The organism is Burkholderia sp. Bp9099 (assembly GCF_003857805.1).
GTDB lineage: Bacteria > Pseudomonadota > Gammaproteobacteria > Burkholderiales > Burkholderiaceae > Burkholderia.
Map to the genome: position 1 here is coordinate 127,515 of NZ_QTPU01000004.1, position 25,698 is coordinate 153,212.

Consider the following 25,698-nt stretch of genomic DNA (forward strand, 5'->3'; position numbering starts at 1 on the left):
CGCGCGCCTGCGGGGGGCGCGCACGCCAGCGTTTGGCCATTCGACCCGCGCAATGGAGATCTCTCGATGAAACAACGGCTGTTGGCAGGCGCGGGCGTCGCGCTGATCGCGGGTGCGGCGCACGCACAGAGCAGCGTCACGCTGTACGGCATTATCGATGAAGGGCTGACTTACTCGAGCAACGTCGCGGTGACCGGCGCGAACGGCGTGGCAAGCGGCAAGCCCGCGCTGCGGATGCTCGGCGGCGTGCAGCAGGCGAGCCGCTGGGGGCTGCGTGGCAGCGAGGATCTCGGCGGCGGGCTGAAGGCCGTATTCACGCTCGAGAACGGGTTCGATCCGAGCACCGGCAAGCTCGGGCAGGGCGGGCTGATCTTCGGCAAGAAGGCGTTCGTCGGGCTGTCGGGACCGCTCGGCACCGTCACGCTCGGGCGGCAGTACGACACCAACGTCGACTTCCTCGGCCCGCTCGAGGCCGCTGCGCTGTTCGGCGGCTACATGGTCGCGCACCCCGGCGACCTCGACAACGTGAACAACGCGAACTCGACCAACAACGCGATCAAGTTCACCAGCAACGACTACGGCGGGTTGCGCGTCGCCGCGATGTACGGGGTCGGCGGCGTGGCGGGCGCGACGACGCGCAACCAGGTGTGGTCGGCCACGGCCGGCTACACGCGCGGGCCGCTCGCGGTGGCGGCCGGCTACCTGAATGCGCGCAACCCGAACGTGTCGTTCTTCGGCACGACCGGCAGCCCCGCGCCGACCGTGGGCGGCGTGCCGGGCAACAACATGCTGTCGCCGGTGTATTCGGGCTATGCGTCGGCGCGCACGTTGCAGGTCGTGGCGCTCGGCGGCACCTATGCGATCGGCGCGGTGACGCTCGGTGCGATGTACACGAACACGTCGTTTCGCCAGCTCGGCGATCTGTCGTCCGGCCCGAATCCGGGTGGCGTGTCCGGCAACGCGGTGTTCAACGACGCCGAGGCGAGCGTGCGCTATCAGTTCACGCCTTACCTGTTCGGCGGCGTGGCGTACGACTACACGCGCGGCGGCGGCGTGGACGGCCGCGACGGCGCGACGTATCACCAGGTTGCCGCGGGGCTCGACTATTTCCTGTCGAAGCGCACCGACGTCTACGTGAGCGCCGTGTTCCAGCGTGCGTCGGGCACCGACTCGACCGGGCATGCGGCGGTCGCGGCGATCAACGGCCCCGGCGCCTCCGCGAACGACCGGCAGTTCCAGGCGCGGATCGGCATGCGCCACAAGTTCTGATCAGGGAGACGGCGAGCGGCTGCGCGGTGATATCCTCGCGAAACGCCCGCGACCGACGGGCGGATACCGACTGCCCGCACGCGGCCCGACGCCGCGCTGCGCGGCGTTTCCGAGGGAGAGCCGAACCATGAGCCGCAAATTCATTCTGAAGGGCGACACGACCGATCACGGCGGCGTCGTGCTCGACGGGATCGCCAATTCGTCGTTCGACGGCCGCGAGCTTGCCTATCTCGGCGCGCCGGTGTTCTGCGCCGCGTGCAAGACCCAGGGGGTGATCGTCTCCGATGGCGGCGAGCGGACGATGACCGTGATGGGCAAGGTCGTCGCGCTCGAACACGACCTGTGCCAGTGCCTGTGCGCGCCGCAGCCGAAGCTGATCCCGTCGCAGGGGACGGGCACCATCTCGGGCTGATGCCCGTCGACTCCGTGCGACGCGCGCGGCGCGCCGCCCGTCGTCAGACGCTGCCTGCGGTCTCGATCACCAGAATGCGCGCTTCTCCGAGCGGATGCGCGACGTGTTCGGTGCCGACCGTCGCATGAAAGACGTCTCCCGTTTCGAGCACCGTCGCGTGCTCGATGCCTGCTTCGCGGTAACGCATCTCGACGCGGCCGTCGAGCACCGCAAAGACTTCCTCGCCGTCGTTCACGTGCCACCGGTACGGCTGATCGGTCCAGTGCAGGCGGACCGTGATGCCGTTCAGGTTCGCGATGTCCAGCGCGCCCCATGCGCGCTGTGCGGTGAACGCGGTGCTGCGGATGATGTTCATCGGTAGGTCCGGTCCGTGAATGTGAAGGCTGCGGAGCGCGGGCAGGCTGCACGTCCGCGCGCCGGTTTCCGTGTACCGGGGATCAGCGCGACATCGCGCGCAAGGCCGCGTCGATCGTCTGCTTCCGCTTCTCGAGCCCCGCAGCCGAACGCTCGGTCACGCGCTTCAGGACCGATGCCGGCGCGGTATCCGGCGAGCCTGCATCGAACGGCGGCGCGGGCGCATATTCGAGCGCGAGCTGGATCGCCTGCGCCTCTTCGTCGCCGACCAGTTCGGCGGTGATCGTCAACGCGAAGTCGATGCCGGCCGTCACGCCGCCGCCGGTGATCAGGTTGCCGTCGCGCACCACGCGTTCGCGCACGGGCACCGCACCGAGCGGCGCGAGCAGCGCATGAAACGCCCAGTGCGTCGTCGCGCGGCGGCCGCGCAGCAGGCCGGCCACGCCGAGCAGCAGCGCGCCCGTGCAGACCGACGTCACGTAGCGCGCGGCGGCCGCGCGCTGCTGCACGAACGCGATCGTTTCGGCATCGAGCAGCAGCTCGTTGATCCCGATTCCGCCGGGCACGCACATGACGTCGAGCGGCGGGCAGTCGTCGAACGTGCAGGTCGGCGCGAGCGCGAGGCCGCTGCTCGACGCGACGGTGTCGCGCGATTTCCAGACCAGATGAACCGCCGCGTCGGGCAGCGATGCGAGCACGTCGTGCGGGCCGGTGAGATCGAGTTGCTGGACACCCGGAAACACGAGAAAGCCGATATGCAGGGTCATGCGAACACTCCGAAGGGAAGGGGCGGCGCCGCGGCCGGCGCACGATGGACAGATCGATTCTAGGCGCGTAGTGTTTGGCGAAATTGCCAGATCGCCCACGTTTTCAGCCAATCGCCATGCCAGCCGCTCCGCGCTCGATCCTGATCCTCGCGTTCCCCCGTGCGCAGTTGCTCGACGTGACCGGGCCGCTACAGGTGTTCGCCTCCGTCAACGAACTCGCGCAGGGGTGCGGCCGGCCCGCGCCGTATGCGCCGCGCGTCGTGGCCGCCGAGGCGGGGCCGGTCGAGACGTCGTCGGGGCTCGTCGTGATGGCCGATTCGCTGCGCTCGGCCGGGCGGCCCGACACGGTGATCGTGGCCGGCGGCAAGGGCGTGCAGGCCGCGTCGCGCGATGCGCGCACGGTGCGCTGGGTCCGGCAGCAGGCGCAGCGCGCACGACGTGTCGCGTCGGTCTGCACCGGTGCGTTCCTGCTCGCCGAGGCCGGCCTGCTCGACGGGCGGCGCGCGGTCACGCACTGGGCGCGCTGCGACGAATTCGCCGCGCGCTATCCGAACGTGCGCGTCGAGCCCGATCCGATCTTCATCCGCGAAGGCGCGCTGTGGACGTCGGCCGGCGTGACGGCCGGCATCGATCTCGCGCTCGCGCTGGTCGAGGAGGATCTCGGGCGGGCGATCGCGCTCGATGTCGCGCGCGAACTCGTCGTGTTCCTGAAGCGGCCGGGCGGGCAGGCGCAGTTCAGCGCGATGCTGTCGATGCAGCGCACCGACGACCGTTTCGGCGAACTGCATGCGTGGATCGCCGAGCACCTGACGGCCGACCTGTCGGTGCCGGCGCTCGCCGAGCGCGTCAGCATGAGCGAACGCAGCTTCGTGCGGCACTACCGCGCGGGGACCGGCCGCACGCCCGCGCGCGCGGTCGAACAGATTCGCGTCGAGGCCGCGCAGCGCTTGCTCGGCGAAACCGCGTGGCCCGTCAAACGGATCGCCACGCGGTGCGGCTTCGGTTCGGAAGAGACGCTGCGGCGCAGTTTCGTGCGCGTGCTCGGCGTGTCGCCGCAGGGCTATCGCGAGCGGTTCGTGCGATAACGTGCCGGTGCGCGGCGAGCATGCCGCGCGTGGCAACCGGGGACGGAGCCGTCGACGTTCGGAACTGCGCGAATCGCGATCACTTTCGAGTCCGAAACGCTGCGACTATTCGGGCGAGGAGAACAATGGGCGGGGGCTTGTGCCGCGCGCGTTGCGCGCTCTATTCTGTTCCGTTGGCGATTCGAAGGGGGCGCAGCATGGACCGCATCCAGGCAATGGAAGTTTTCACCCGCGTGGTCGACGCGAACAGCTTCACGCGCGCGGCCGACACGCTCGCGATGCCGCGCGCGTCGGTCACGACCATCATCCAGAATCTCGAGGCGCTGCTCGGCGTGCGCCTGATGCACCGGACGACGCGCCGGCTGTCGCTGACGCCGGAGGGCGCCGCGTATTACGAGCACTGCGTGAAGATCATCTCGGAGATCGCGGAAGCCGACGCGAGTTTCCAGACCGGCAACCGCAAGCCGAGCGGCGTGCTGCGCGTCCACATGCCGAGTTCGCTCGGGCGGCGCGTCGTGCTGCCGGCGCTGTCGATCTTCCGGCAGCGCTATCCGGACATCACGCTCGACCTCGGCCTGGCGGACCGCTACGTGGATCCGGTCGAGGAGGGTATCGACTGCATGATCCGGGTCGGGCCGCTAGAAGATTCGTCGATGGTCGCGCGGCGGATCGGCATGCTCAAGCGCGTGACCTGCGCGTCGCCCGACTATCTCGCGCGTCACGGCGAGCCGCAGGAGATCGCCGACCTGGCAGACCATCATGCGGTGAATTTCCGCGCGAGCCACGGCGCGCGGGCGATTCCGTGGGTGTTCATGATCGAGGGCAAGCCGGTCGAGGTGCGGATGAACGGCAGTGTCACCGTGAACGATTCGGATGCGTACGTGACGTGCGGGGTCGAAGGGTTCGGGATGATCCAGCCGACGCTGTTCATGGTGCTGCCGAACCTGCGCGACGGCACGCTGGTCGAGGTGCTGCCCGATTGCAATCCGAAGCCCAAGCCGATCTCGATCGTGTATCCGCACAACCGGCATCTGTCGCAGAAGGTTCGCGTGTTCGCGGACTGGATCGCGGAGCTGTTCGAGTCGACGCCGGCGCTGGAGGGCGGGGAGAACTGGCGGGGGAAGGTGCGGGCGGAGGTGCCCGACGCCCAGCGCGGGGCGGTGGTCGCTTAGGGCGGCGGTACGCTGCCGGGCGTTGACGATGAAGATGAGTGAGGTCGTGAACGCCTCGTCTCGTCTTCATCGGTCGTTAGGCTGGTGAGCCGTGCCGCGCAATGGTGCGTCTACCAGCGGATCGCGTACGGATTGTCGCCGAGCGCCCAGTGTCCGTTGTCGTCCCGTTCGATGAGAATCCCCTTGTGCGCCCAGCCATCCTTTTCGGGGTAGAACGACAGGGAGTCCATGAGGTCCGGGTCTGCCAGCCACGGCGTGGCATGCTGATCCGGTTTCCACAGGAAGTTGACCCACGAAACCAGGTGCGGATTGTCGTCGAACGGATTCTTCATCGGCTCGATGAATTTCTCGACGCCGCCGTAGGTCACGTGCGCGCAGAACAAATTGATCATGTACAGGACACTCCCGCCGGGAGCGGACGCGTCCTTGCTCTCGAATTCCCTGTACCGATAGAACGCCTTGCCGGCCGGCGTGAGCTCGATATGGCTCAGCGGGACATTCGTGTCATGCGGCTCGTAGTCCGGATTTCTGATCGTCGGCTTGCCCCGGCCCGCGTTGAATTTCACGGTAATCAGGCCACGGTTGATCAACGCCTGCACGTCCTTTCTCACCACACCGTCGACTCTCAGCAATTCCTTCGCGTTCACGTCCGCGGGTAGTTCGGCGCCGGCCAGGCCGACGCAGGCGTCCGTTGGCGCGGTGTTCTTGTCCGCGAGCGCGACTTTCAGGATGTCGTCGATCGTGCGCTTGTCCAGATCGTCTCGCGTCGTCATGAAGCGCGCGCCGAAAAATGCGGCGACCGCGATCGCGACGCCCGCCACCAGCCACGGTTTTCGCGTACGTCGAACGGACTGGTCGTGCTTCGATTCGTTGTGTTCAGTCATGGGATTGTTGTTATCTGTGTTGCCGACCGGATCCGATTGCCTCGGTTCGAATCAAATCGGGATGGCCGCGAGCCCGTCGGTGCTCGGCGTTCGAACCGCACTGTAACGCACGTAGTCGACGACGATGATTCGCGAGGCCGAACGGATGGGCCCGGCGTGATGAATGGCGCTGGATTTCGGTTGGCAGGAGGAGGACGGAGGTCGCTCGTGCCTATGCGCGACTCGGGCGAACCGGATGCTGGATGTCGCGTGCGTGGCGCCGCGTGGTCGGCTGGAGGGCGATGGATGCCGCGCGCGGATCGCGGAGCAATGAAAAAAGCCGCTGATCCTTGCGGAACAGCGGCTTTTCGCATTTGGTGGCGAATCAGGGACTCGAACCCCGGACCTGCGGATTATGATTCCGTCGCTCTAACCGACTGAGCTAATTCGCCGAAGACTTGAATTATGCTGATGTGCCGCCGGGCTGTCAACACCTTTTTTCATCTTCCCTGAAAAAAGTTGCCGGCGGCCCGTTCGGGCAGTGTAGCGGGCGCGGTGGCCGCCCGCTACCCGACCTCAATCCTGCGCGTAGATATTGGAGTCCTTCGTCTCCTTGACGAACAGCACACCGATCACGAACGTGGCCAGCGCGATCACGATCGGATACCAGAGCCCCGAGTAGATGTTGCCCTTCGCCGCGACGATCGCGAATGCGGTCGCCGGCAGGAAGCCGCCGAACCAGCCGTTGCCGATGTGATACGGCAGCGACATCGACGTATAGCGGATCCGCGTCGGGAACATCTCGACCAGCATCGCCGCGATCGGGCCGTAGACCATCGTCACGTAGATCACGAGGATCGTCAGGATCACGATCGTCATCGGCCAGTTGAGCTGCGCCGGGTCGGCCTTGGCCGGGTAGCCGGCCGCCTTCAGCGTCGACGCGAGCGTCTTGTCGAACGCCGCGCCTTGCGCCTTCGCGTCGGCCGCCTTGCCGTCATACGCGGGGATCACCGTATCGCCGACCTTGATCTGCGCGGTCGTGCCAGCCGGTGCCGCGACGTTCTCGTAGTTCAGGCCGGCCTTCGCGAGCGCGCTCTTCGCGATGTCGCACGAGTTCGTGAACTTCGACGTGCCCACCGGGTTGAACTGGAACGAGCAGGCGGCCGGATCGGCGAGGACCGTGATCGGCGCCTTCTGCGTCGCGAGTTCGAGTTGCGGGTTCGCGTAGTGCGTAAGCGCCTTGAACAGCGGGAAGTAGGTGAGCGCCGCGATCAGGCAGCCCGCGAGGATGATCGGCTTGCGGCCGATCTTGTCCGACAGCGAGCCGAAGAACAGGAAGAACGGCGTGCCGATCAGGAGGGCGATCGCGATCAGGATGTTCGCGCTGGCGCCGTCGACCTTCAGCGTCTGCGTGAGGAAGAACAGCGCGTAGAACTGGCCCGTGTACCACACGACGGCCTGGCCGGCGGTCAGGCCGACGAGCGCGAGGATCACGAGCTTCAGGTTCTTCCACTGGCCGAACGCTTCGGTCAGCGGCGCCTTCGACGTCTTGCCTTCCGCCTTGATGCGCAGGAACACCGGCGATTCGTTCAGCTGCAGCCGGATCCACACCGACACCGCGAGCAGCGCGATCGATGCGACGAACGGCACGCGCCAGCCCCAGCTGCCGAACGCTTCCTCGCCGATGAAGGTGCGCACGCCGAGGATCACGAGCAGCGACAGGAACAGGCCGAGCGTCGCGGTCGTCTGGATCCACGCGGTGTAGAAGCCGCGGCGGTTCGCCGGCGCATGCTCGGCGACGTAGGTCGCCGCGCCGCCGTACTCGCCGCCGAGCGCGAGGCCCTGCAGCAGCCGCATCGCGATGAAGATCACGGGCGCCGCGATGCCGATCGATGCGTAGCCGGGCAGGAAGCCGACCACGAAGGTCGAGATGCCCATGATCACGATCGTCACGAGGAACGTGTGCTTGCGGCCGACGAGGTCGCCGAGCCGGCCGAACACGATCGCGCCGAACGGACGCACGGCGAACCCGGCCGCGAAGCCGAGCAGCGTGAAGATGAATGCCGCGGTCGGATTGACTCCGGAGAAGAAGCTCTTGCTGATGTAGGCCGCGAGTGAGCCGGCCAGGTAAAAGTCGTACCACTCGAACACGGTGCCGAGCGACGACGCGAAGATCACCTTCTTCTCTTCGCCCGTCATCGGCGAGTGCGAAATTTGCCCGCCTAACGTTGCCATGAATCGTCTCCAAGTCCCTTGATATAGATGTGTGGCCGCCTTGGGTGGGCGGGCCTGTCGACGATTATTGGCACGGAAACTTACGGCGCACTGACTCGCGGGCGCAAAACGACTGCACGTTAACCCGCGCCGAATCGGCCGTTTCGTGCCCCGATCGTGTCGCGGCAGGGCGGTAAAACGCCGGTTTCGATGCGATCGCAGCGCGTATGCGGCGGTATGCGGTTCGGATCCGCCCGTATCAGGATCGATCCGCGGCGGTGTCCGACAACGGCAGGCTGACGCGCACGAGCGTGCCAGCGAGGCGCGGTGCGCTCTGATAGACGTGATCGTCGAGCGTCAGCGTGCCGCCGTGCTGCGCGGCGATCTCGCGCACGATCGCGAGCCCGAGGCCGCTGCCGTCGCCTTCGCGGCCGAGGATCCGGTAGAAGCGCTCGACCACGCGCTCGCGTTCGCCGGCCGGGATGCCGGGGCCCGTATCCTCCACTTCGAGATGCACGCGCCGCGCCGCAGGCTCGGCCCGCACGCGCACCGTGATGCGGCCGCCTTCGGGCGTGTAGCGGATCGCGTTGTCGACCAGGTTGCCGAGCATCTCGCGCAGCATCACGGGATTGCCGTCGACGTCGAGCGGCGTGTCGTCCTCCGGGCCTTCGTAGCCGAGGTCCATGCGCTTCGCGAGCGCGGCCTGCACCCAGTCGCGCACCGTGCGGCGCGCGAGCGCCCCGATCTCGACCGGCTCGAAGGTCAGCCCGCTCGCGCGGTTCTCGGCGCGCGCGAGCGCGAGCAACTGCGTGACGAGCCGGGCGGCCTGCTCGGAGCTCGTCGCGATCTGCTCGAGCGAACGTTGGACGTCGGGCGGCACGGGATGGCGCAACGCGAACTCGGCCTGCGTGCGCAGCCCCGCGAGCGGCGTCTTCATCTGGTGCGCGGCGTCGGCGATGAAGCGCTTCTGCAGCGCCATGTTCTGTTCGAGGCGCGCGAGCAGGTCGTTGAACGACGTGACGAGCGGCTCGATCTCGGGCGGCGCGCGCTGCGCCTCGACGGGCGACAGGTCGTCGGGCCGCCGCGCGCGGATGTGCGCCTGCAGCGCGTTGAGCGGCGCGAGCCCGCGCGACAGCCCGAACCACACGAGCAGGATCGCGAGCGGCAGGATCACGAATTGCGGCAGGATCACGCCCTTGATGATGTCGTTCGCGAGCGCGTTGCGCTTGTCGAGCGTCTCGCCGACCTGCACGAGCACGGGCTGCGTGCTGCTCGACTCCGGCAGCGCGACGGTCGTATACGCGACGCGCACGTCGTTGCCGCGCAGCAGGTCGTCGCGGAACACGACGACGCCCGGCGGCGGGCGGTCCTCGTCGCGCGGCAGCGGCATGTCGGCCTCGCCCGCGACCAGCTCGCCGCGCGTGCCGAGCACCTGGAAGTAAACGCTGTCGACGTTGTCCGCGCGCAGGAAGTCGCGCGTCTGCTGCGGCAGCGTCAGCTCGGCGACGCCGTTGACCGGATGGATCTGCCGCGCGAGCACGTACGCGTTGGTCTCGAGCGCGCGGTCGAACGGGCCGTTCGCGATCGTTTTCGCGACGAGATAGGTAACGGCGATGCTCATCGGCCACAGCAGCAGGAGCGGCGCGAGCATCCAGTCGAGGATTTCGCCGAACAGCGAGCGCGGGCGTGCGGCCTCGGGCGTATCGGTTTCGTCGGGCGGCGCGAACGGGTTCTCGTAGCGTGCGTCGCGCACGGCGTCGGCGGCGGACGATGGCTCGCCGGTCGGATGGCGGGAATGGGCCGGCGTGGCCATCGCGGCGACGGCCGGGTTCAGCGCAGCGGCGTGCCGGCCGCCGCGGGCTGGGGCGCGGCCGGGTCGGCTGGCGCCGCGGGCGCGACTTTCTCGAGGCAGTAGCCGAGGCCGCGCACGGTGGAAATCCGCACGCCGCTCGGCTCGATCTTCTTGCGCAGCCGGTGCACGTACACTTCGATCGCGTTGTTGCTGACTTCCTCGCCCCATTCGCACAGATGGTCGACGAGCTGCTCCTTCGACACGAGCCGGCCGATGCGCTGCAGCAGCACCTCGAGCAGCCCGAGCTCGCGCGCGGACAGATCGAGCACGCGTTCGTTCGCATACGCGATGCGGCCGACCTGGTCGAACGCGAGCGAGCCGTGGCGCACGACGGTCGGGCCGCCGCCCGCGCCGCGCCGGGTCAGCGCGCGCACGCGCGCCTCGAGCTCGTTGAGCGCGAACGGCTTGGCCATGTAGTCGTCCGCGCCGAGGTCGAGCCCCTTCACGCGCTCGTCGACGCTGTCGGCGGCGGTCAGGATCAGCACGGGGAGGTTGGAATTGCGCGCGCGCAGGCGCTTCAGCACGTCGAGCCCGGACATCTTGGGCAGCCCGAGATCGAGGATCAGCAGGTCGAAGGACTGCATCGACAGCGCGGTATCGGCCTCGATGCCGTTCTTCACGTGGTCGACCGCATAGCCCGATTGGCGGAGTGATCGGGTGAGGCCGTCCGCGAGTATGCTGTCGTCTTCGGCGATGAGAATTCGCATGTTGCTGACCGATGGCCGGCGGGGCGTGCGCGCCGGCGCGGCTGTCTCCGAAGTTATCCGTGTACAACGCAGCCTGCATTGCGGGCTTGCATAAAACACTGTTTTTTTATACAGTGTCTGCATTCGTGGGCAGCGCTTGAAAGCGGGCGCGCCTCTGACAGACGCTGCTCATCATAGCAAAGGACGATTCATGGAAGATAGCAAGAAGGGCTCCGGGATGACCGCCGAGAAGAGCAAGGCGCTGGCGGCCGCACTCGCGCAGATCGAGAAGCAGTTCGGCAAAGGGTCGATCATGCGGATGGGCGACGGCGAAGCGGCCGAAGACATCCAGGTCGTCTCCACGGGCTCGCTGGGTCTCGATATCGCGCTCGGCGTCGGCGGTCTGCCGCGCGGCCGGGTGGTCGAGATCTACGGTCCGGAATCGTCGGGTAAAACCACGCTCACGCTGCAGGTCATCGCCGAGCTGCAGAAGCTGGGCGGCACCGCAGCGTTCATCGACGCCGAGCACGCGCTCGACGTCCAATATGCAGCGAAGCTCGGCGTGAACGTGCCGGAGCTGCTGATCTCGCAGCCGGACACCGGCGAGCAGGCGCTCGAAATCACCGACGCGCTGGTGCGCTCGGGCTCGATCGACATGATCGTCATCGACTCGGTCGCGGCGCTCGTGCCGAAGGCGGAAATCGAAGGCGAGATGGGCGATTCGCTGCCGGGCCTGCAGGCTCGCCTGATGTCGCAGGCGCTGCGCAAGCTGACCGGCACGATCAAGCGCACGAACTGCCTCGTGATCTTCATCAACCAGATCCGGATGAAGATCGGCGTGATGTTCGGCAACCCGGAAACCACGACGGGCGGCAACGCGCTGAAGTTCTACTCGTCGGTGCGTCTGGATATCCGCCGGATCGGCTCGATCAAGAAGAACGACGAGGTGATCGGCAACGAAACCCGCGTTAAGGTCGTCAAGAACAAGGTGTCGCCGCCGTTCCGCGAAGCGATCTTCGACATCCTGTACGGCGAAGGCATTTCGCGCCAGGGCGAGATCATCGATCTCGGCGTGCAGGCGAAGATCGTCGACAAGGCCGGCGCCTGGTACAGCTACAACGGCGAGAAGATCGGCCAAGGCAAGGACAACGCGCGTGAATTCCTGCGCGAGAACCCGGAAATCGCCCGCGAGATCGAAAACCGCATTCGCGAGTCGCTCGGCGTTGCCGCGATGCCCGATGGCGTAGTCGACGAAGCCGAGGCGATGGACGAAGAAGAGTGATGGTCGGGCGCCGAGGTCACGCTGGCGAACCGGACCCGAGCGACGCGCCCGACACGGCGGGCCGCTCCGGCCGGCGAGCCGCATCCTCGGGTGCCGACCGGCGGGGCGCGGGCAGTCAGTCCGCGCACCGCACCGCGACGAGGGCATCCGACGATGCCCTCGTTTCGTTTGAGATCACCGCACCGGTCGATCCGTTCGACGACGACGAATCGTTCGACGCGCACGACCGGTCGCGCCGTCGCGTGTCCGGTGTCGGCTTCCCGGGCGAGCGCGCAGCCGATGCGGCGGCGTCGGTCAAGGAAGATGTGTATACGCGCAGCAGCCAGCATCCGAGTCGCACACGCCGTGCGGCCGGCGGTTCAGGCAGCGCTGCTTCCGGCGACGAGGCCGGCGCCACCGGGCGCAAGTCGTCGAAACCGCCACGTTCGCTGAAGGGCCGCGCACTCGGCTATCTGTCACGGCGCGAATACAGCCGCGCCGAACTCGCGCGCAAGCTCGCGCCGTACGTCGGCGAGGACGAATCGGTCGAGCCGGTGCTCGATGCGCTGGAACAGGAAGGCTGGCTGTCCGATGCACGCTTTGCCGAGAGCCTCGTGCATCGCCGCGCATCGCGCGTCGGCGTCGCACGCATCGTCAGCGAACTGAAGCGCCATGCGGTCGGCGACAACCTCGTCGAGGAAGTGAATGCGCAGTTGCGCGAGACCGAGTGGACCCGCGCGCAGGCCGTCTGGCGCAAGAAATTCGGTGCACTGCCGCAAACGCCCGCCGAGCGCGCGAAGCAGGCGCGCTTCCTTGCCGCGCGCGGCTTTTCGAGCGCGACCATCGTGAAGTTGCTGAAGGTCGGCGACGATTTCCCGATCGACGACTGACCGCTTCGGTCGCGCGCGCTGCGCGCGATTTTGCTGCAATGCAACCGTTTCCGGACAGGCGGGAATACCCGCCGTCGCGGCCGGATGCCTCAAATACCCAATATGCTAAAATCCACGGGTTTTCCTCTTCGGCCTCAACCTCCAGCATGCCGCTATCCGAGCCCGTGCCCCGTCAGTTGCGACATCGACGCGCAATCCGAGCGGAAGCCTACGAGCGCGACGACGGCTTGTGGGACATCGAAGCCTGCCTGACCGACCACAAGCCGCGCGATGTCGCGCTTGCGTCGGGCATCCGGCCCCAGGGCCTGCCGATCCACGAACTCTGGCTGCGCGTGACCATCGATCGTGACCTCAATGTCGTCGACGCCGAAGCGTCTTCGGAGTGGGTTCCCTATCCCGGTCACTGTCAATCCGCCCCTCCCGCCTATCGGGCCCTCATCGGGCTCAACCTCTTCCGCAATTTCCGCCGCAACGCGAACCGGCTGCTCGCCGGCGTCGCGGGCTGTTCCCATCTGACCGAACTGTGCGCCGTGCTGCCGACGGCAGCGATCCAGGCGTTCGCCGGTGACGTGTGGAACGTGCGCGAAGAGGGCGGCGAAGGGCCGGACCATGACGGCGAGCACGTCGAGCCGCCTTTCCAGCTCGGCCGCTGCCGGGCATTGCGGTTCGACGGCGAGGTCGTGCGGCAGTACTACCCGCGGTGGTACGGCCCGCTTCGGCCGGATCTGCCCGGTGAGGGCAGCACGAAGGAATGAACGGAAATCATTCGAAGAAGCGTCTTAAGCGACATTTCATCCAACTCTCAGACTGAAGGGAATCACGCATGAAGATTCACGAGTACCAGGGTAAGGAAATCCTGCGGAAATTCGGAGTCGCGGTACCGCGCGGCAAGCCGGCGTTCTCGGTTGACGAGGCCGTCAAGGTGGCAGAAGAGCTCGGCGGCCCGGTATGGGTCGTGAAGGCTCAGATTCACGCGGGTGGCCGTGGCAAGGGCGGCGGCGTGAAGGTGGCGAAGTCGATCGAGCAGGTCCGCGAATACGCGAACCAGATCCTCGGCATGCAGCTCGTCACGCACCAGACCGGTCCGGAAGGCCAGAAGGTCAACCGCCTGATGATCGAAGAAGGCGCCGACATCAAGCAGGAACTGTATGTCAGCCTCGTCGTCGACCGCATCTCGCAGAAGATCGTGCTGATGGGTTCGAGCGAAGGCGGCATGGACATCGAGGAAGTTGCCGAAAAGCACCCGGAACTGATCCACAAGGTCATCGTCGAGCCGTCGACGGGCCTGCTCGACGCGCAAGCCGACGACCTGGCCGCGAAGATCGGCGTGCCGGCCGCTTCGATTCCGCAAGCACGCGCGATCCTGCAAGGCCTGTACAAGGCATTCTGGGAAACCGACGCATCGCTGGCTGAAATCAACCCGCTGAACGTCTCCGGCGACGGCAAGGTCATCGCACTCGACGCGAAGTTCAACTTCGACTCGAACGCGCTGTTCCGTCACCCGGAAATCGTCGCGTACCGCGACCTGGACGAAGAAGATCCGGCTGAAATCGAAGCGTCGAAGTTCGACCTCGCGTACATCTCGCTCGACGGCAACATCGGCTGCCTCGTGAACGGCGCAGGCCTCGCGATGGCGACGATGGACACGATCAAGCTGTTCGGCGGCGAGCCGGCGAACTTCCTGGACGTCGGCGGTGGCGCGACGACCGAGAAGGTCACGGAAGCGTTCAAGCTGATGCTGAAGAACCCGGACCTGAAGGCGATCCTCGTGAACATCTTCGGCGGCATCATGCGCTGCGACGTGATCGCGGAAGGCGTGATCGCCGGTTCGAAGGCCGTGAACCTGAACGTGCCGCTCGTCGTGCGCATGAAGGGCACGAACGAAGACCTCGGCAAGAAGATGCTGGCCGATTCGGGCCTGCCGATCATCTCGGCTGACAGCATGGAAGAGGCTGCGCAGAAGGTTGTCGCGGCTGCCGCAGGCAAGTAAGCGCGCTCAATGAATAGGTATGGCGGCGCGGTTTGCACGCGACGCCAATCGAACAGAGGTCAAAATACATGTCGATTCTGATCAACAAGGACACGAAGGTCATCACGCAGGGCATTACCGGCAAGACCGGTCAATTCCACACGCGCGCCTGCCGTGAATACGCAAACGGCCGCGAAGCATTCGTCGCGGGCGTGAACCCGAAGAAGGCCGGCGAAGATTTCGAAGGCATTCCGATCTACGCGAGCGTCAAGGAAGCGAAGGCCGAAACCGGCGCGACCGTGTCGGTCATCTACGTTCCGCCGGCAGGTGCTGCTGCTGCGATCTGGGAAGCGGTCGAAGCCGACCTCGATCTCGCGATCTGCATCACGGAAGGCATTCCGGTTCGCGACATGATCGAAGTGAAGGACCGCATGCGTCGCGAAGGCCGCAAGACGCTGCTGCTCGGGCCGAACTGCCCGGGCACGATCACGCCGGACGAACTGAAGATCGGCATCATGCCGGGTCACATCCACCGCAAGGGCCGCATCGGCGTCGTGTCGCGTTCGGGCACGCTGACGTATGAAGCGGTTGCGCAGCTGACGGCACTGGGCCTCGGCCAGTCGTCGGCAGTCGGTATCGGCGGCGACCCGATCAACGGTCTGAAGCACATCGACGTGATGAAGATGTTCAACGACGATCCGGATACGGATGCGGTCGTGATGATCGGCGAAATTGGCGGTCCGGACGAAGCCAATGCCGCCGAGTGGATCAAGGACAACATGAAGAAGCCGGTCGTCGGCTTCATCGCTGGCGTCACGGCGCCTCCGGGCAAGCGCATGGGCCACGCCGGCGCGCTGATCTCGGGCGGTGCGGATACGGCCGAAGCGAAGCTGGAAATCATGGAAGCGTGCGGCATCACCGTCACGCGCAACCCGTCGGAAATGGGTCGCCTGCTGAAGAAGGCGCTGTAATTTCCGCGTGGTTCATCCTGCAAAAAACGCCGGCTTCGCCGGCGTTTTTTGTTATGCTCGCGCAATGAATTTGTAAGCCCCGGGGCTGCGCGATGCATGTTCCGGCATTGACCCGGGCCGCCTGTTCGACAGCCGTTGCCCCGCACCCGATCACCCGATACTGCTCATGCTTGAATTCCTGACGTCGCTCCACTGGGGCGCGGTGTTTCAGATCGTCATCATCGACATTCTCCTCGGCGGCGACAACGCGGTCGTGATCGCGCTCGCATGCCGCAACCTGCCCGCCAACCAGCGGCTGCGCGGCGTCGTGTGGGGCACGGCCGGCGCGATCCTGCTGCGGGTCGCGCTGATCGCATTCGCGGTCGTGCTGCTCGACGTGCCGTTCCTGAAGTTCGGCGGCGGCCTGCTGCTGCTGTGGATCGGCGTCAAGCTGATGGCGCCGGACGCCGATGCGCACGACAACGTGAAGCCGGCCGACCGGCTGTGGGACGCGGTGAAGACGATCGTGATCGCCGACGCCGTGATGAGCCTCGACAACGTGATCGCGATCGCCGGCGCGGCCGAGCAGGCCGATCCGTCGCACCGGCTGGCGCTGGTGATCTTCGGGCTCGTCGTCAGCGTGCCGATCATCGTGTGGGGCAGCACGCTGGTGCTGAAGCTGCTCGACCGCTTTCCGGTCGTCGTCGCGCTGGGCGCCGGGCTGCTGGGCTGGATCGCCGGCGGGCTGATGGTGCACGACCCGGTCGGCGACCGCTGGCCGGTACTCGATACGCAGGCCGCGATCTACGGCGCGAGCATCGCCGGCGCGCTGTTCGTCGTCACCGCGGGTTACGCGCTCCGGCGCCGCCGCGGCGTCCCGCGCGCGCATTGACGTTGGCCGTCCGGCCGACTGCCGGGGCCGCGGCCCGCTGGCTACGATCGAAACGCCTGCCTGATCCGGCAGGCGTTTTTCGTTTCCGGAGCCAGTCATGTTCGAAGCCTTTTCCGTTTCCCTGTTCCGTCGCATCGCCGCCGATCTGCGGCGCGCGCGCCGGTCGGCGCCGCGCTGGCGGCCGGCCGGCTTCACGCTGATTGAACTGATGATCGTGCTCGCGATCGTCGGCGTGATCGCGGCCTACGCGATTCCCGCGTACCAGGATTACCTCGCGCGCTCGCGCGTCGGCGAGGGGCTCGCGCTCGCGTCGTCCGCGCGGCTCGCGGTCGCCGACAATGCCGCGAGCGGCGCGGGCCTCGACGGCGGCTACAGCCCGCCGGCCGCCACCCGCAACGTCGAATCCGTCGTCATCGACGGCGACACGGGCCAGATCACGGTGGCGTTTACCGCCCGCGTCGCCGCGGCCGGCGCGAATACGCTCGTCCTCGTGCCGTCCGCGCCGGACAAGGCCGATACGCCGACCGCGCGCGTACCGCTGAAAAAGGGCACGATGCAGGCCGGGGCGATCGCATGGGAGTGCTTTGCCGCCGGCAAGGCTGCGTCGTCGCTCCCGGCGCCGGGAGCGGGCCCGCTACCGGCGGAGGCCGCGACGTTGCCCGCGAAATATGCGCCGGCGGAATGCCGCGCGTAGGGGCGGGGGCATGCCGGCCAGTGCGGGGCCGCGTGCACGGCACGGCGCCCGCCGTGCCGGCGGGTTGCGCCGGTCGCACCGGTCGCGCCGCGTCGGGTGACGGTGCGACGGGCCCGCACAGAGCGGGGAAAGTTTTGTATAGTGCGCCGGTTGCTGACATCCGGTTCGCTCATGCCTTCTACTTTTTCCCGTTCGTTGCCGCTCGTTGCGCTGGCTGTCGCCCTGATCGTGCCGTACTCGATCACGAATCACACGTATCCGATTCCAACCTTCTATTCAGAATTTGCCGCGCTGGTGCTGTATCTGCTGGTGGGGCTCTCCGTCGTCCTGCTCGCGCGCACGGGCCGCCCGGCCGAGCCGTTCGCCGCGCCGGCCGCGTTCGTCGCGCCGCTCGGGTTCGCGGCGGTGCTGATCGCGCAGGTCGCGCTGATGCCGCTGAAGGTGCCGTCGATGAACTGGCTGGCGGTCGGCTATCTGGCCGCCGCGCTGGTCGCGATGCAGGCCGGCTACACGCTCGCGCGCGAGGGGCTCGCCGAAGCCGTCGCGCGAATGATGTCCGGCGCGCTGCTCGTCGGCGGGGTGTTCGCGGTCGCGAGCCAGATCGTTCAGCTGTTCCATCTCGAGTCCGCGGTGTCGCCGTTCGTCGTCGTGTACAACATCGCGGTCGATCGCCGCCCGTACGGCAACATGGCGCAGGCGAACCACCTGGCGACCTACATCGCGTTCGCGCTCGCGGGCGCGCTGTATCTGGCGCAGACGCGCCGGCTCGCGGCATGGGCGTGGCTCGCGCTGTCGATCGCGCTGTCGGTCGGGCTCGCGCTGACGGTGTCGCGCGGCCCGTGGCTGCAGGTCGCGGTGCTGGTCGTCGCGGGTTTCTGGATGGCATGGCTCGAGTCGCGCCGCGCGCCGGGCAACCGCCGCGCATGGCTGATGCCGGTCGCGCTCGCGGTGATCTTCGTCGCGGTGAACGTCGCGGTGCGCTGGGCCAACGTGCACTTCCACCTGGGGCTCGCCGAGTCGGCGGCCGACAGGATGCGCGACGCGGGGCAGATCGCGCCGCGCCTCGCGCTGTGGAAGTACGGGCTTGCGATGTTCCGCGAGCATCCGTTGCTCGGCGTCGGCTGGGGCGAATTCCCGTCGCATCAGTTCGCGCTCGTGCGTACGCTCGGCGGTGTCGAGATCGCGAACAACTCGCACGACATCTTCATCGACCTGCTCGCGAAGTCAGGCCTCGTCGGCCTCGGCGTGCTCGTCGTCGCGCTCGTCACATGGTTCGTGCGCGCGGTGCGCGCGCCGCAGTCGAGCACGCGCGTGTTCGGCCTCGCGCTGATCGGCATCCTGCTGATGCATGCGCTCGTCGAATATCCGCAGCAATACATGTTCTTCCTGCTGCCGGCGATGTTCGTGATCGGCCTGCTCGACGTGAAGCCGCTGCGTATCCTGCCGGGCCGCGCGGCGTTCGGGTTGTTCGCGGTGCTGTCGGTCGGCGGCGTGCTGGCGGCAGTGCCCGTGCTGCGCGACTACCAGCGCGCGGAAGTGCTGTACTACGGCAGCGAACCGGCCGCGCAGTACCGCGACGCGCCGTCGCTGCTGTTCGGCGCGTGGGGCGATTACGGCGCGGCCACGCTGCTGACGATTTCGCCGGACAACCTGCCGCTCAAGCTCATCGCGCACGAGCGCGCGATCGCGCTGCTGCCCGGCGAGACGGTGCTGCGCCGCTATGCGGCGCTGCAGGCGCTGGCCGGCCGCGACGCCGACGCGTTCGATACGGTTGCGCGCCTGCATGTGTTCGCGAAGGAGTTGAAGGATTGGCCGCAGCAGCTTGGGTTGCTGTACAAGCTGTGCGACCAGCAGCCGGCGCTGAAGGCGTTCAAGGCGGCGGTGGTCGCGAAGTACGGAGAAGTCCCGGCCGACGCGGACGACGACGACTCGGACGACGATTCGGAGTGACGCCGCGCGGCGCCGGGCGGGGAATCCCGGCGTCGGTCGGATTGCGGTGGAGCAGGGGAGCGATGGCGGCCCGGGACGGTGCGGCGATTGCTTCCCGCGAAGAATGGATGCCGGCCGGATACGGCGCGATTCGCGTCAACCATTGTCAAATCGCCGCCACGCGCGAGGCGGCGCGTGCACAATGCGCGAAAGCGTTCGCGTGCATGGCCGCCCGGAGCGGGTTGCCGGCACGAACGCTGCCCCCGGATCTCCGGGAACCCGCGAAGCAGGATCGCGACCGGGCAACCATCGGTCGTGCGGCCGCAACGGGGCGCCGGTCCGATGGCCGCGGCGCGGGGCGATGCACGCGATGCGGCCGGACGATGTCGGCCGGCGCGGCAATCGTCCGCAACAGTACTCAAGAACGATATTCGACCATGGCTCTTCGCTCGACCATCCTGATCCTGCCTGCCGTCGCCGTGCTGCTTTCCGGCTGCGCGATGCTGTCGTCGTCGCAGGAAAGCAAGCTGACCTGCCGCATTCCGCGCGCCGTCTACCCGGATGGCGCGAAGCCGCTCACGCGTCCCGTCACCGTGCTCGTGCGCGCGCTGATGACGACCTCGGGCGAAGCCCAGAACGTCACCGTGACGACCAGCAGCCGCAATGCCGCGGCAGACCGCGCGGCCGTCGACGCGATGACGCATGCGACCTGCGCGCAGACCGGCGCCACCGCGAATCCGTTCCTGCTCACGCAACCGTTCGTGTTCGAGCCGCGTCGCGGCGAGTGATGGGCGGGCGACGCGGCCGGTCGTGCCGCGGGCACTGTCCGATTCTGCGGACGTGGCCCGCGGCAAGCGCGTCAGTTGGCAATCAGAATTGTCGCTTCCGCAGGGTGTAGGCGAACACCGAATAGAGCGTATTCGTTTCCGGGTCGAAGTAGCCGCCCTGCGAGGCCTTGTCGGTGGTTTGCTGCCAGGTCTTGCCGCCATCGGTGCTGCTGATGGTCACGTCGATGGGCGAGCCGCCGCCGTTTGCGGTGTTTGGATCGGTTGCGTGAACAAGCAGAACGCCGTTGCGCCCGACACTCAGCCCGTTGAGCGTCAAGCGGTCCTCGAACGTGTGCAACTGCCGGATGCGATCAGGATGCTCGCTGGTCCAGGTCGAAATGCCTCCTGTATCGCGGTTGTTGCCGGATGCATTGGCCGCGCGTGACAGCACATACAGCGGGTAGTCTCGATACGGTGCTGGCGGTGCTTCGAGGCCGACGACGTGGCCGGGTAGCTCGGCTTCATGGGCGAAGTCCGGCTGATCCCGGTCGAGCCTGCTGACGACGCTGGTCGGTTGCGGATAACCGGGCTCGTTGGCCAGATAGGCGACGCGCAATGTACCGTCCGGGCCGAGGGCGACTCCATCGAATGATCTGCGCGGCTTGCCTGGGATGATTGCGCCCGGAGGCGCCTTGATTTCCTGCCACGATTGGCCGCCGTCTGTCGTTCGCCAGACGCGCGGTCCCCAGCCGATCGCGTAACCACGCTGGGCATCGATGAACAGCAATCGGCTGATGTTGTGATCCGCAGGCCATTGGAGTTGGGACCAGTGCTGGCCGCCGTCGCTCGATTTCCAAAGCCTCGTAGTCTGGAGGACCGCGCCGTCGTCGGGGCGAGGTGCCTTGTAGTCCATCCAGCCGGTACTGACGTACAGGACCCGCCAGTCGGGCGAGTACCACCATGACGCGGTCTGGCCCGGTTGCTGGAAGTGGCGCACGACGCTGCCGCCCAGCGTGCCGCGCAGGAAACTGACGGTGGACCGGTTCAGCCGCTCGTTTGAATCGTCCATCCACGGTTCGGCGAACTCCGCGACGTCCGGGTTCTTCTGCTCGCTTTCCGGCTTGAACGTGAGTTCCGGTCTTGCAACCTTCAACGACATGAAGTCGTTGCGCTGTACGCGAAATGCGCCTGCGCCGTACGGCTTGTCGTTGCGCATGAATTCGGTCGATACCGTTTCCCACCCTGAAGTCATTTCCGTATATCCGTAAATAGCGATCGGCAGAACAAGAACGCATCCCGCGATCAAAAGCCATCGTTTGCTTTTTCGCATGTCACTTCACCAGCAGTCTTCCGAGTGCCTTGCCGACCGGATCATCGACGTCCCATTCCTCGGCCTTGTTCCTCAGAACGGGGATGGCCGAGTCGCGCGCCTGTCCCCACGTTCTTCCGTCGCCCCATTCCTGAATGTTCGGGCGCATTCCGATCCTGACGAGATCCATGATCGGCAGATCCGCCAAGCCGCCGTCGAGGTAGGCCATCGGGTGCGTCTTGAATGCGAATTCCTTGAACTTTTCGGTGTCCATTTCCAACTCGAACTGTGGCCACGTCATATCGACGCTACCGTTTCCTGGCGTCGGGCTGGCCATCTGGATCGTGTTGCCCACCATGTTTTGATTCAGGCCGTCTTCCATGTTGACCTGAAGCAGTTTTCGCGCTTTGTTCAACCACGCTTTTCCCTGGGGGCTGAGTCGAGGGTAAAGATTCTTGCCATAGTCGGAGCAATAGTAGTAGCCGTAGCTGATGTAGTAATCCGGCGGCTTATGTCCGCATCCGACGTGACGCATCATGAAGTTGCCGTGACGAGACCAGTCGGAATTCGTGCTGTCTATCTTGATCAGTTCCTCGCGCCGGTGCAGGAGTCGGTGCGCCACGTTCGAGTCGGTCCACGGATCCCACGACAGCGCGAAACCCTTGATGGTCGACCAGATGCTCGACATGCTGACCTTCTCGACCGTCTCCATATAGGCCCCGTGAAGTGGCCGATAGTAGAACGGACATGTGCCGACGATCCATTTCGGTGCCGGCGTCACATGCTTGTCGCAGATATTGATCGCCACCTTCGGCCGATCCTTGTACCCCGTCGGCGTCAGCATCCCCGCGCCGGTACCCAGCACGTTGTCCTTCTGTTGCACGTCAGCCATTCGATTTCCCCAAGAACTTGACGACGACGTCGTGCGGCACGTGGCTCTGCGTGAGCCCGGTCTCGCCTGCCGCGTTGGTGACGCCTTCCGAGATCAGCGTGCCGTTCGAGAACATCTGGTATCGCGTATTCGCGACCGGAATGTCGGTGCCGGCCCAGTGCGCGATGAACGCCTGGTCGTAGTTGCCGCTCGAGTTCGGCAGCGTCGGCATGGTTTGCGACAGGTGCGTGGGGCCGTTGAACAGGTGCTGCGCACCCTTGATGTCGATCTTGCCGGGCGCGTGCACCTCGATGTTGCCGTCCGCGATGCGGATGTAGGCGCCGCCGGAAGTCAGCAGGATTTCTTTCGCTGCCGCGCCTTCGATCGACTGCGTGGCCGCCACCAGTTTCAGCGCCTTCTGCGCGGTCAGTTCGATGTTGTCCGCCTGCGCCTGGATTTCCACCTTGCCCTTGCCGGCGAACAGCTTCATGCCTGCGTTTTGCGCGAACAGGCTGATCCGGTCGAGGACGCTCGCGATCAGCGACTTGCCGGCCGCGACGTGTGTGCTTTGTCCGCTGACGAGGTTGACGTGCCGGTCCGCGGCGAACTGCACGGACTGCTGCGTCGACAGCGCGATGCCGGCCGGGCTGCCGAACAGCATCACGGGCTCCTTGAACGCGTTGGCCGTGCCGGTGCCGCCGCCGGCGGTCCTGCCGCCCGCGGTGCTGCCGCTCACGCTGTTCTGCGTCGCGTCGCTGAACTGCTTCAGCGCCGTGTGGCCGGGGTCGAGCGACTCCCCCTGATGCTGCGCGCTGACCTCCGACATCGTTTCCATCAGGCCTTCCGCGCGGACGAGCTGCTGTTGCGTTTCCTTCACGTCGAGCGGCTGGCTTGCCGGCTGCTTCGGGTGCGTCGTGACGTACAGCCCGCGGTTCGCGCGCACCGCGCCGTATGCATCCGAGCGCAGGTCGAAGCCGCTGCCGAGATAGCCGCCGCGATCGTTGCCCGTGTGGTCGATCAGGTAGCCCAGGTGCAGGTGCGTGTTGGCCTGGCTGCTGTACAGGTGTACGCGGTTCTGCGACGTCGCGTCGTCGAGCACCAGCTGGTTGTAGCCGGCACCCGCATATTCCTTCGACCGGTAACCGGACAGGATGCCGTTGCTGTGCCATTGCGGGCTCGTCGCACCGTTGTAGACCTTGCCGACGATGATCGGACGATCGCAGTCGCCGCCGAGGAAGTCGACCAGCACTTCCTCGCCGCTGCGATGCGGATGAACGGCGCCATAGCCGTTTCCGGAATCCGATGCCGTGGCACGCAGCCAGCACGACGCCTTCTCGTCGCCGTCGTTCAGGCGATCCCAATGGAATCGGACCTTGACCCGGTTGAGCGCGTCGGTGTGGACTTCTTCGCCCTGCGGTGCGACGACGATCGCGGATTGCAGATGCATCGGCGGTTTCGCGTGCTCGAATGGGCTGCGGAACGGCACCGTCGTGCGCTGCGCCTCGATGCTGACCTGGAAAATACCCTCGCTGCCGTCCGGATGCCGGACGTACGACAGGTCCGCACCGCCGGCCCGCACGAGCTCGCCGATGTCGGCCTGCAGGCTGTGCGGGAACCCGGCCTGTCGGTCGGCGACGGGCAGGTTGTTGGCGATCAGCCAGGCCGTCTCGATCACCGCGAAGCGGCGCTGGCCCGCGTCGTCCTTGTCGTGTTCGGGGTGATCGGCGAGCTCGAACGTGCGTCCCGCATCCATGCGCCGGACGCCGCCGATGCCGTGAAAACGCTTCGCAAGCGACTCCTGCTGCTCCATCCAGAGCTTCGACAGATGGTCGCCGCGAGACTGTTCGGGGTACGTGTAGGCACCGGTGTATTCGTAGACTTCGAGCTGCTGCGGCAGGTCGCCCTGGTTCGCGATCGTCGGCAAATGAGTCGCCTTCGGATTCGACGCGGTGGGCGGCTGCTTGTAGTCGAACGTGCGCGTCGTACGCTCGACGCTGCGCAGCGTGCGCGTGCCGGAGAACTGGACGAGCGTGTCGGCCTCGTCGCGTGCGCCGGCGTGATGAAAGCGCACGGTCGGCGGCGACAGCGCGGGCAGCGCGTCGATCCGGTCGACGACGACGAGCGTGTGCGACTTGCCGTCTTGCGCCTGCTCCCAGAAACCGTACAGGCCTTCCGATTCCAGCAGGCGGTGCACGAAGTTCCAGTCGTCCTCGTATTGCATGCAGAACGAGCGGGACGGCAGCGGCTGGTAGAGCCTGAATTCGAAGCAGCCCCTGGCTTGCGGGTGCTGGTTCAGGACGTCGGCGATGATCTCGTCGGCGGGTTTGTCCTGCCAGATGCGCTGGTCGCGGCGGAACTTCAGGAAGTGCAGGAACGACGCGAAGACGATCTGGTAGTGCGTGAGGCCGCTGTCCGACCCGAGCCGGCGGGCAGCGTGCACGTACCCGTGGTGCGGCGCGTACGACTTGTCGGCCTGCTGGATTCGCAGCGTGACGGGCTGCGCGATCAGCTTCTTGAGCTCGATGTCGTCGGACACCGACACGGCGTCGACGGTGAACTCGAAATGACGCCCGAGCCGGGAGCGTCCCTTGACGCGATGGGGCAGCAGGACGTCAGGGCCGAGCGGCGTCTCTAGCTGGACGAGTCGTTCGTCCTGGATCGGCCCGGCCAGCCGTGCGTTTCTCAATGCTTGCGAATTCATCACCCGTGCTCGCTTTTTTTGTGCTGGGTCGCACGCTCTCCCGTGCGGAATCCGCCAATTGTATGAGATAAACGTCAGCTATCTCGAATTTGCCTTTCAACGACATTTCAAATGCGGTCGGCGCGTCGGCCTGACGGGGCAGGGCGTGCACGTCACCCGGTCGGGCAATGGTCGGGCGTGGGTGGTTCAGGCCGGATCGACCAGGCCCGGGCCGCTCAGCCCGCGACATCCTCCGCCTTCCAGTCCCCCGACTTCCCGCCGCGCTTTTCCCGCACGCTCACCTCGGTGATCACCATCCCGCGATCCACCGCCTTGCACATGTCGTACACGGTGAGCAACCCGACCTGCACGGCCGTCAGCGCTTCCATCTCGACGCCGGTCCGCCCGAACGTCTCGACCTGCGCGACGCAGTGCACGCCCGGCAGCGCATCGTCGAGTTCGAAGTCGACGGCCACGCGCGTCAGCGCGAGCGGGTGACACAGCGGAATGAGGTCGGCGGTGCGCTTCGCGCCCTGGATCGCGGCGATCCGCGCGACGCCGAGCACGTCGCCTTTCTTCGCCTTGCCGTCGCGGATCAGCGCGAAGGTCGCCGGCAGCATCCGGATCGTGCCGCGCGCGATCGCGATGCGTTGCGTTTCCTGCTTGCCGCCGACGTCGACCATGTGTGCGTGGCCGGCGGCGTCGAAATGGGTCAGTCCTGACATGTCTTGCTCCAGTGGAACGGCGTGCGCACGCGCGAGCACGTCACCCGATCCTGCTTCGTGACCGGCTGGGGCGCCGAATCCCTCTCT

General features: G+C 66.6%; 23 protein-coding genes and 1 tRNA gene. 13 read left to right on the top strand and 11 right to left on the bottom strand.

The features are described from left to right. Positions 1–66 precede the first annotated feature (66 nt). Positions 67–1,269 (top strand): porin, encoded by a 1,203-nt coding sequence (locus tag DIE17_RS05690; RefSeq protein WP_124521071.1) that lies wholly within the window; start codon positions 67–69, stop codon positions 1,267–1,269. Positions 1,270–1,396: 127 nt separating this feature from the next. Next, a complete protein-coding gene (locus tag DIE17_RS05695; RefSeq protein WP_044844531.1) occupies positions 1,397–1,681 on the top strand; it encodes a PAAR domain-containing protein in 285 nt (94 codons plus the stop codon). A gap of 43 nt (positions 1,682–1,724) precedes the next feature. Here the strand turns inward: DIE17_RS05695 and DIE17_RS05700 are convergent, their stop codons facing one another. Continuing rightward, positions 1,725–2,036 (bottom strand): cupin, encoded by a 312-nt coding sequence (locus tag DIE17_RS05700; RefSeq protein WP_124486910.1) that lies wholly within the window; start codon positions 2,034–2,036, stop codon positions 1,725–1,727. An 82-nt stretch (positions 2,037–2,118) separates the two neighbouring features. Continuing rightward, positions 2,119–2,802: a DJ-1/PfpI family protein gene (locus DIE17_RS05705; protein WP_124521073.1), complete on the bottom strand. Its 684-nt coding sequence runs from the start codon at positions 2,800–2,802 to the stop codon at positions 2,119–2,121. Between the two features lie 116 nt (positions 2,803–2,918). Between DIE17_RS05705 and DIE17_RS05710 the strand changes: the two genes are divergently transcribed. Together DIE17_RS05710 and DIE17_RS05715 are read left to right on the top strand one after the other, a co-directional pair. Then, complete coding sequence (locus DIE17_RS05710) at positions 2,919–3,887, top strand: GlxA family transcriptional regulator (RefSeq protein WP_124521075.1); 969 nt, start codon at positions 2,919–2,921, stop codon at positions 3,885–3,887. Positions 3,888–4,084: 197 nt separating this feature from the next. Next, complete coding sequence (locus DIE17_RS05715; protein WP_044844527.1) at positions 4,085–5,059, top strand: LysR family transcriptional regulator; 975 nt, start codon at positions 4,085–4,087, stop codon at positions 5,057–5,059. A gap of 110 nt (positions 5,060–5,169) precedes the next feature. Here the strand turns inward: DIE17_RS05715 and DIE17_RS05720 are convergent, their stop codons facing one another. From DIE17_RS05720 to DIE17_RS05740, 5 genes are all read right to left on the bottom strand, one after another. Continuing rightward, entirely contained in the window at positions 5,170–5,880 is a 711-nt protein-coding gene (locus DIE17_RS05720) for a hypothetical protein (protein ID WP_124522792.1), read from the bottom strand. A 417-nt stretch (positions 5,881–6,297) separates the two neighbouring features. After that, a tRNA-Met gene (locus tag DIE17_RS05725) sits at positions 6,298–6,374 on the bottom strand. Positions 6,375–6,498: 124 nt separating this feature from the next. Next, the gene (locus tag DIE17_RS05730) at positions 6,499–8,157 is read right to left on the bottom strand and encodes an MFS transporter (RefSeq protein ID WP_124486914.1); all 1,659 of its coding nucleotides are present in this window, start codon (positions 8,155–8,157) and stop codon (positions 6,499–6,501) included. 238 nt (positions 8,158–8,395) lie between these two features. Further along, positions 8,396–9,949, bottom strand: a complete 1,554-nt coding sequence (locus tag DIE17_RS05735; protein WP_124486915.1) for a sensor histidine kinase — start codon at positions 9,947–9,949, stop codon at positions 8,396–8,398. A gap of 17 nt (positions 9,950–9,966) precedes the next feature. After that, positions 9,967–10,695: a response regulator transcription factor gene (locus tag DIE17_RS05740; protein WP_124486916.1), complete on the bottom strand. Its 729-nt coding sequence runs from the start codon at positions 10,693–10,695 to the stop codon at positions 9,967–9,969. Between the two features lie 190 nt (positions 10,696–10,885). On the opposite strand from DIE17_RS05740, the gene recA reads away from it, so the two are divergent. The 9 genes from recA to DIE17_RS05785 all read left to right on the top strand — a co-directional run bounded on the left by recA (position 10,886) and on the right by DIE17_RS05785 (position 20,047). Next, positions 10,886–11,956 carry a recombinase RecA gene (gene recA / locus DIE17_RS05745; RefSeq protein ID WP_044844523.1) on the top strand — a complete coding sequence of 357 codons (1,071 nt, stop codon included), beginning with the start codon at positions 10,886–10,888 and terminating at the stop codon, positions 11,954–11,956. Continuing rightward, complete coding sequence (gene recX, locus DIE17_RS05750) at positions 11,956–12,825, top strand: recombination regulator RecX (RefSeq protein ID WP_124521079.1); 870 nt, start codon at positions 11,956–11,958, stop codon at positions 12,823–12,825. Before recA ends, recX begins: the two co-directional genes overlap by 1 nt. Positions 12,826–12,971: 146 nt before the next feature. Continuing rightward, positions 12,972–13,580, top strand: coding sequence for a DUF2889 domain-containing protein (locus DIE17_RS05755; protein ID WP_044844521.1), 609 nt, complete (start codon positions 12,972–12,974; stop codon positions 13,578–13,580). A gap of 68 nt (positions 13,581–13,648) precedes the next feature. Next, positions 13,649–14,815: an ADP-forming succinate--CoA ligase subunit beta gene (sucC, locus tag DIE17_RS05760; protein WP_006755512.1), complete on the top strand. Its 1,167-nt coding sequence runs from the start codon at positions 13,649–13,651 to the stop codon at positions 14,813–14,815. A gap of 68 nt (positions 14,816–14,883) precedes the next feature. Continuing rightward, on the top strand, positions 14,884–15,765 hold the full coding sequence (gene sucD, locus DIE17_RS05765) for a succinate--CoA ligase subunit alpha (protein ID WP_006477916.1): 882 nt from the start codon (positions 14,884–14,886) through the stop codon (positions 15,763–15,765). A gap of 166 nt (positions 15,766–15,931) precedes the next feature. Then, entirely contained in the window at positions 15,932–16,636 is a 705-nt protein-coding gene (locus DIE17_RS05770) for a TerC family protein (protein ID WP_044844520.1), read from the top strand. A gap of 97 nt (positions 16,637–16,733) precedes the next feature. Then, a complete protein-coding gene (locus tag DIE17_RS05775) occupies positions 16,734–17,330 on the top strand; it encodes a pilin (protein WP_124521081.1) in 597 nt (198 codons plus the stop codon). A gap of 171 nt (positions 17,331–17,501) precedes the next feature. Beyond that, entirely contained in the window at positions 17,502–19,280 is a 1,779-nt protein-coding gene (locus tag DIE17_RS05780; protein ID WP_124521083.1) for a PglL family O-oligosaccharyltransferase, read from the top strand. Between the two features lie 416 nt (positions 19,281–19,696). Then, positions 19,697–20,047: a TonB family protein gene (locus DIE17_RS05785; RefSeq protein WP_124487000.1), complete on the top strand. Its 351-nt coding sequence runs from the start codon at positions 19,697–19,699 to the stop codon at positions 20,045–20,047. An 82-nt stretch (positions 20,048–20,129) separates the two neighbouring features. On the opposite strand, the gene DIE17_RS05790 is transcribed toward DIE17_RS05785, so the two are convergent. The 4 genes from DIE17_RS05790 to moaC all read right to left on the bottom strand — a co-directional run bounded on the left by DIE17_RS05790 (position 20,130) and on the right by moaC (position 25,611). After that, complete coding sequence (locus tag DIE17_RS05790; protein WP_124521107.1) at positions 20,130–21,278, bottom strand: glycosyl hydrolase; 1,149 nt, start codon at positions 21,276–21,278, stop codon at positions 20,130–20,132. 79 nt (positions 21,279–21,357) lie between these two features. Further along, positions 21,358–22,227 carry a hypothetical protein gene (locus DIE17_RS05795; RefSeq protein WP_124521085.1) on the bottom strand — a complete coding sequence of 290 codons (870 nt, stop codon included), beginning with the start codon at positions 22,225–22,227 and terminating at the stop codon, positions 21,358–21,360. Next, positions 22,220–24,907, bottom strand: a complete 2,688-nt coding sequence (locus DIE17_RS05800) for a type VI secretion system Vgr family protein (RefSeq protein WP_124521087.1) — start codon at positions 24,905–24,907, stop codon at positions 22,220–22,222. Before DIE17_RS05800 ends, DIE17_RS05795 begins: the two co-directional genes overlap by 8 nt. Before the next feature lie 215 nt (positions 24,908–25,122). Next, positions 25,123–25,611, bottom strand: a complete 489-nt coding sequence (moaC, locus tag DIE17_RS05805; protein ID WP_044844513.1) for a cyclic pyranopterin monophosphate synthase MoaC — start codon at positions 25,609–25,611, stop codon at positions 25,123–25,125. Positions 25,612–25,698 lie beyond the last annotated feature (87 nt).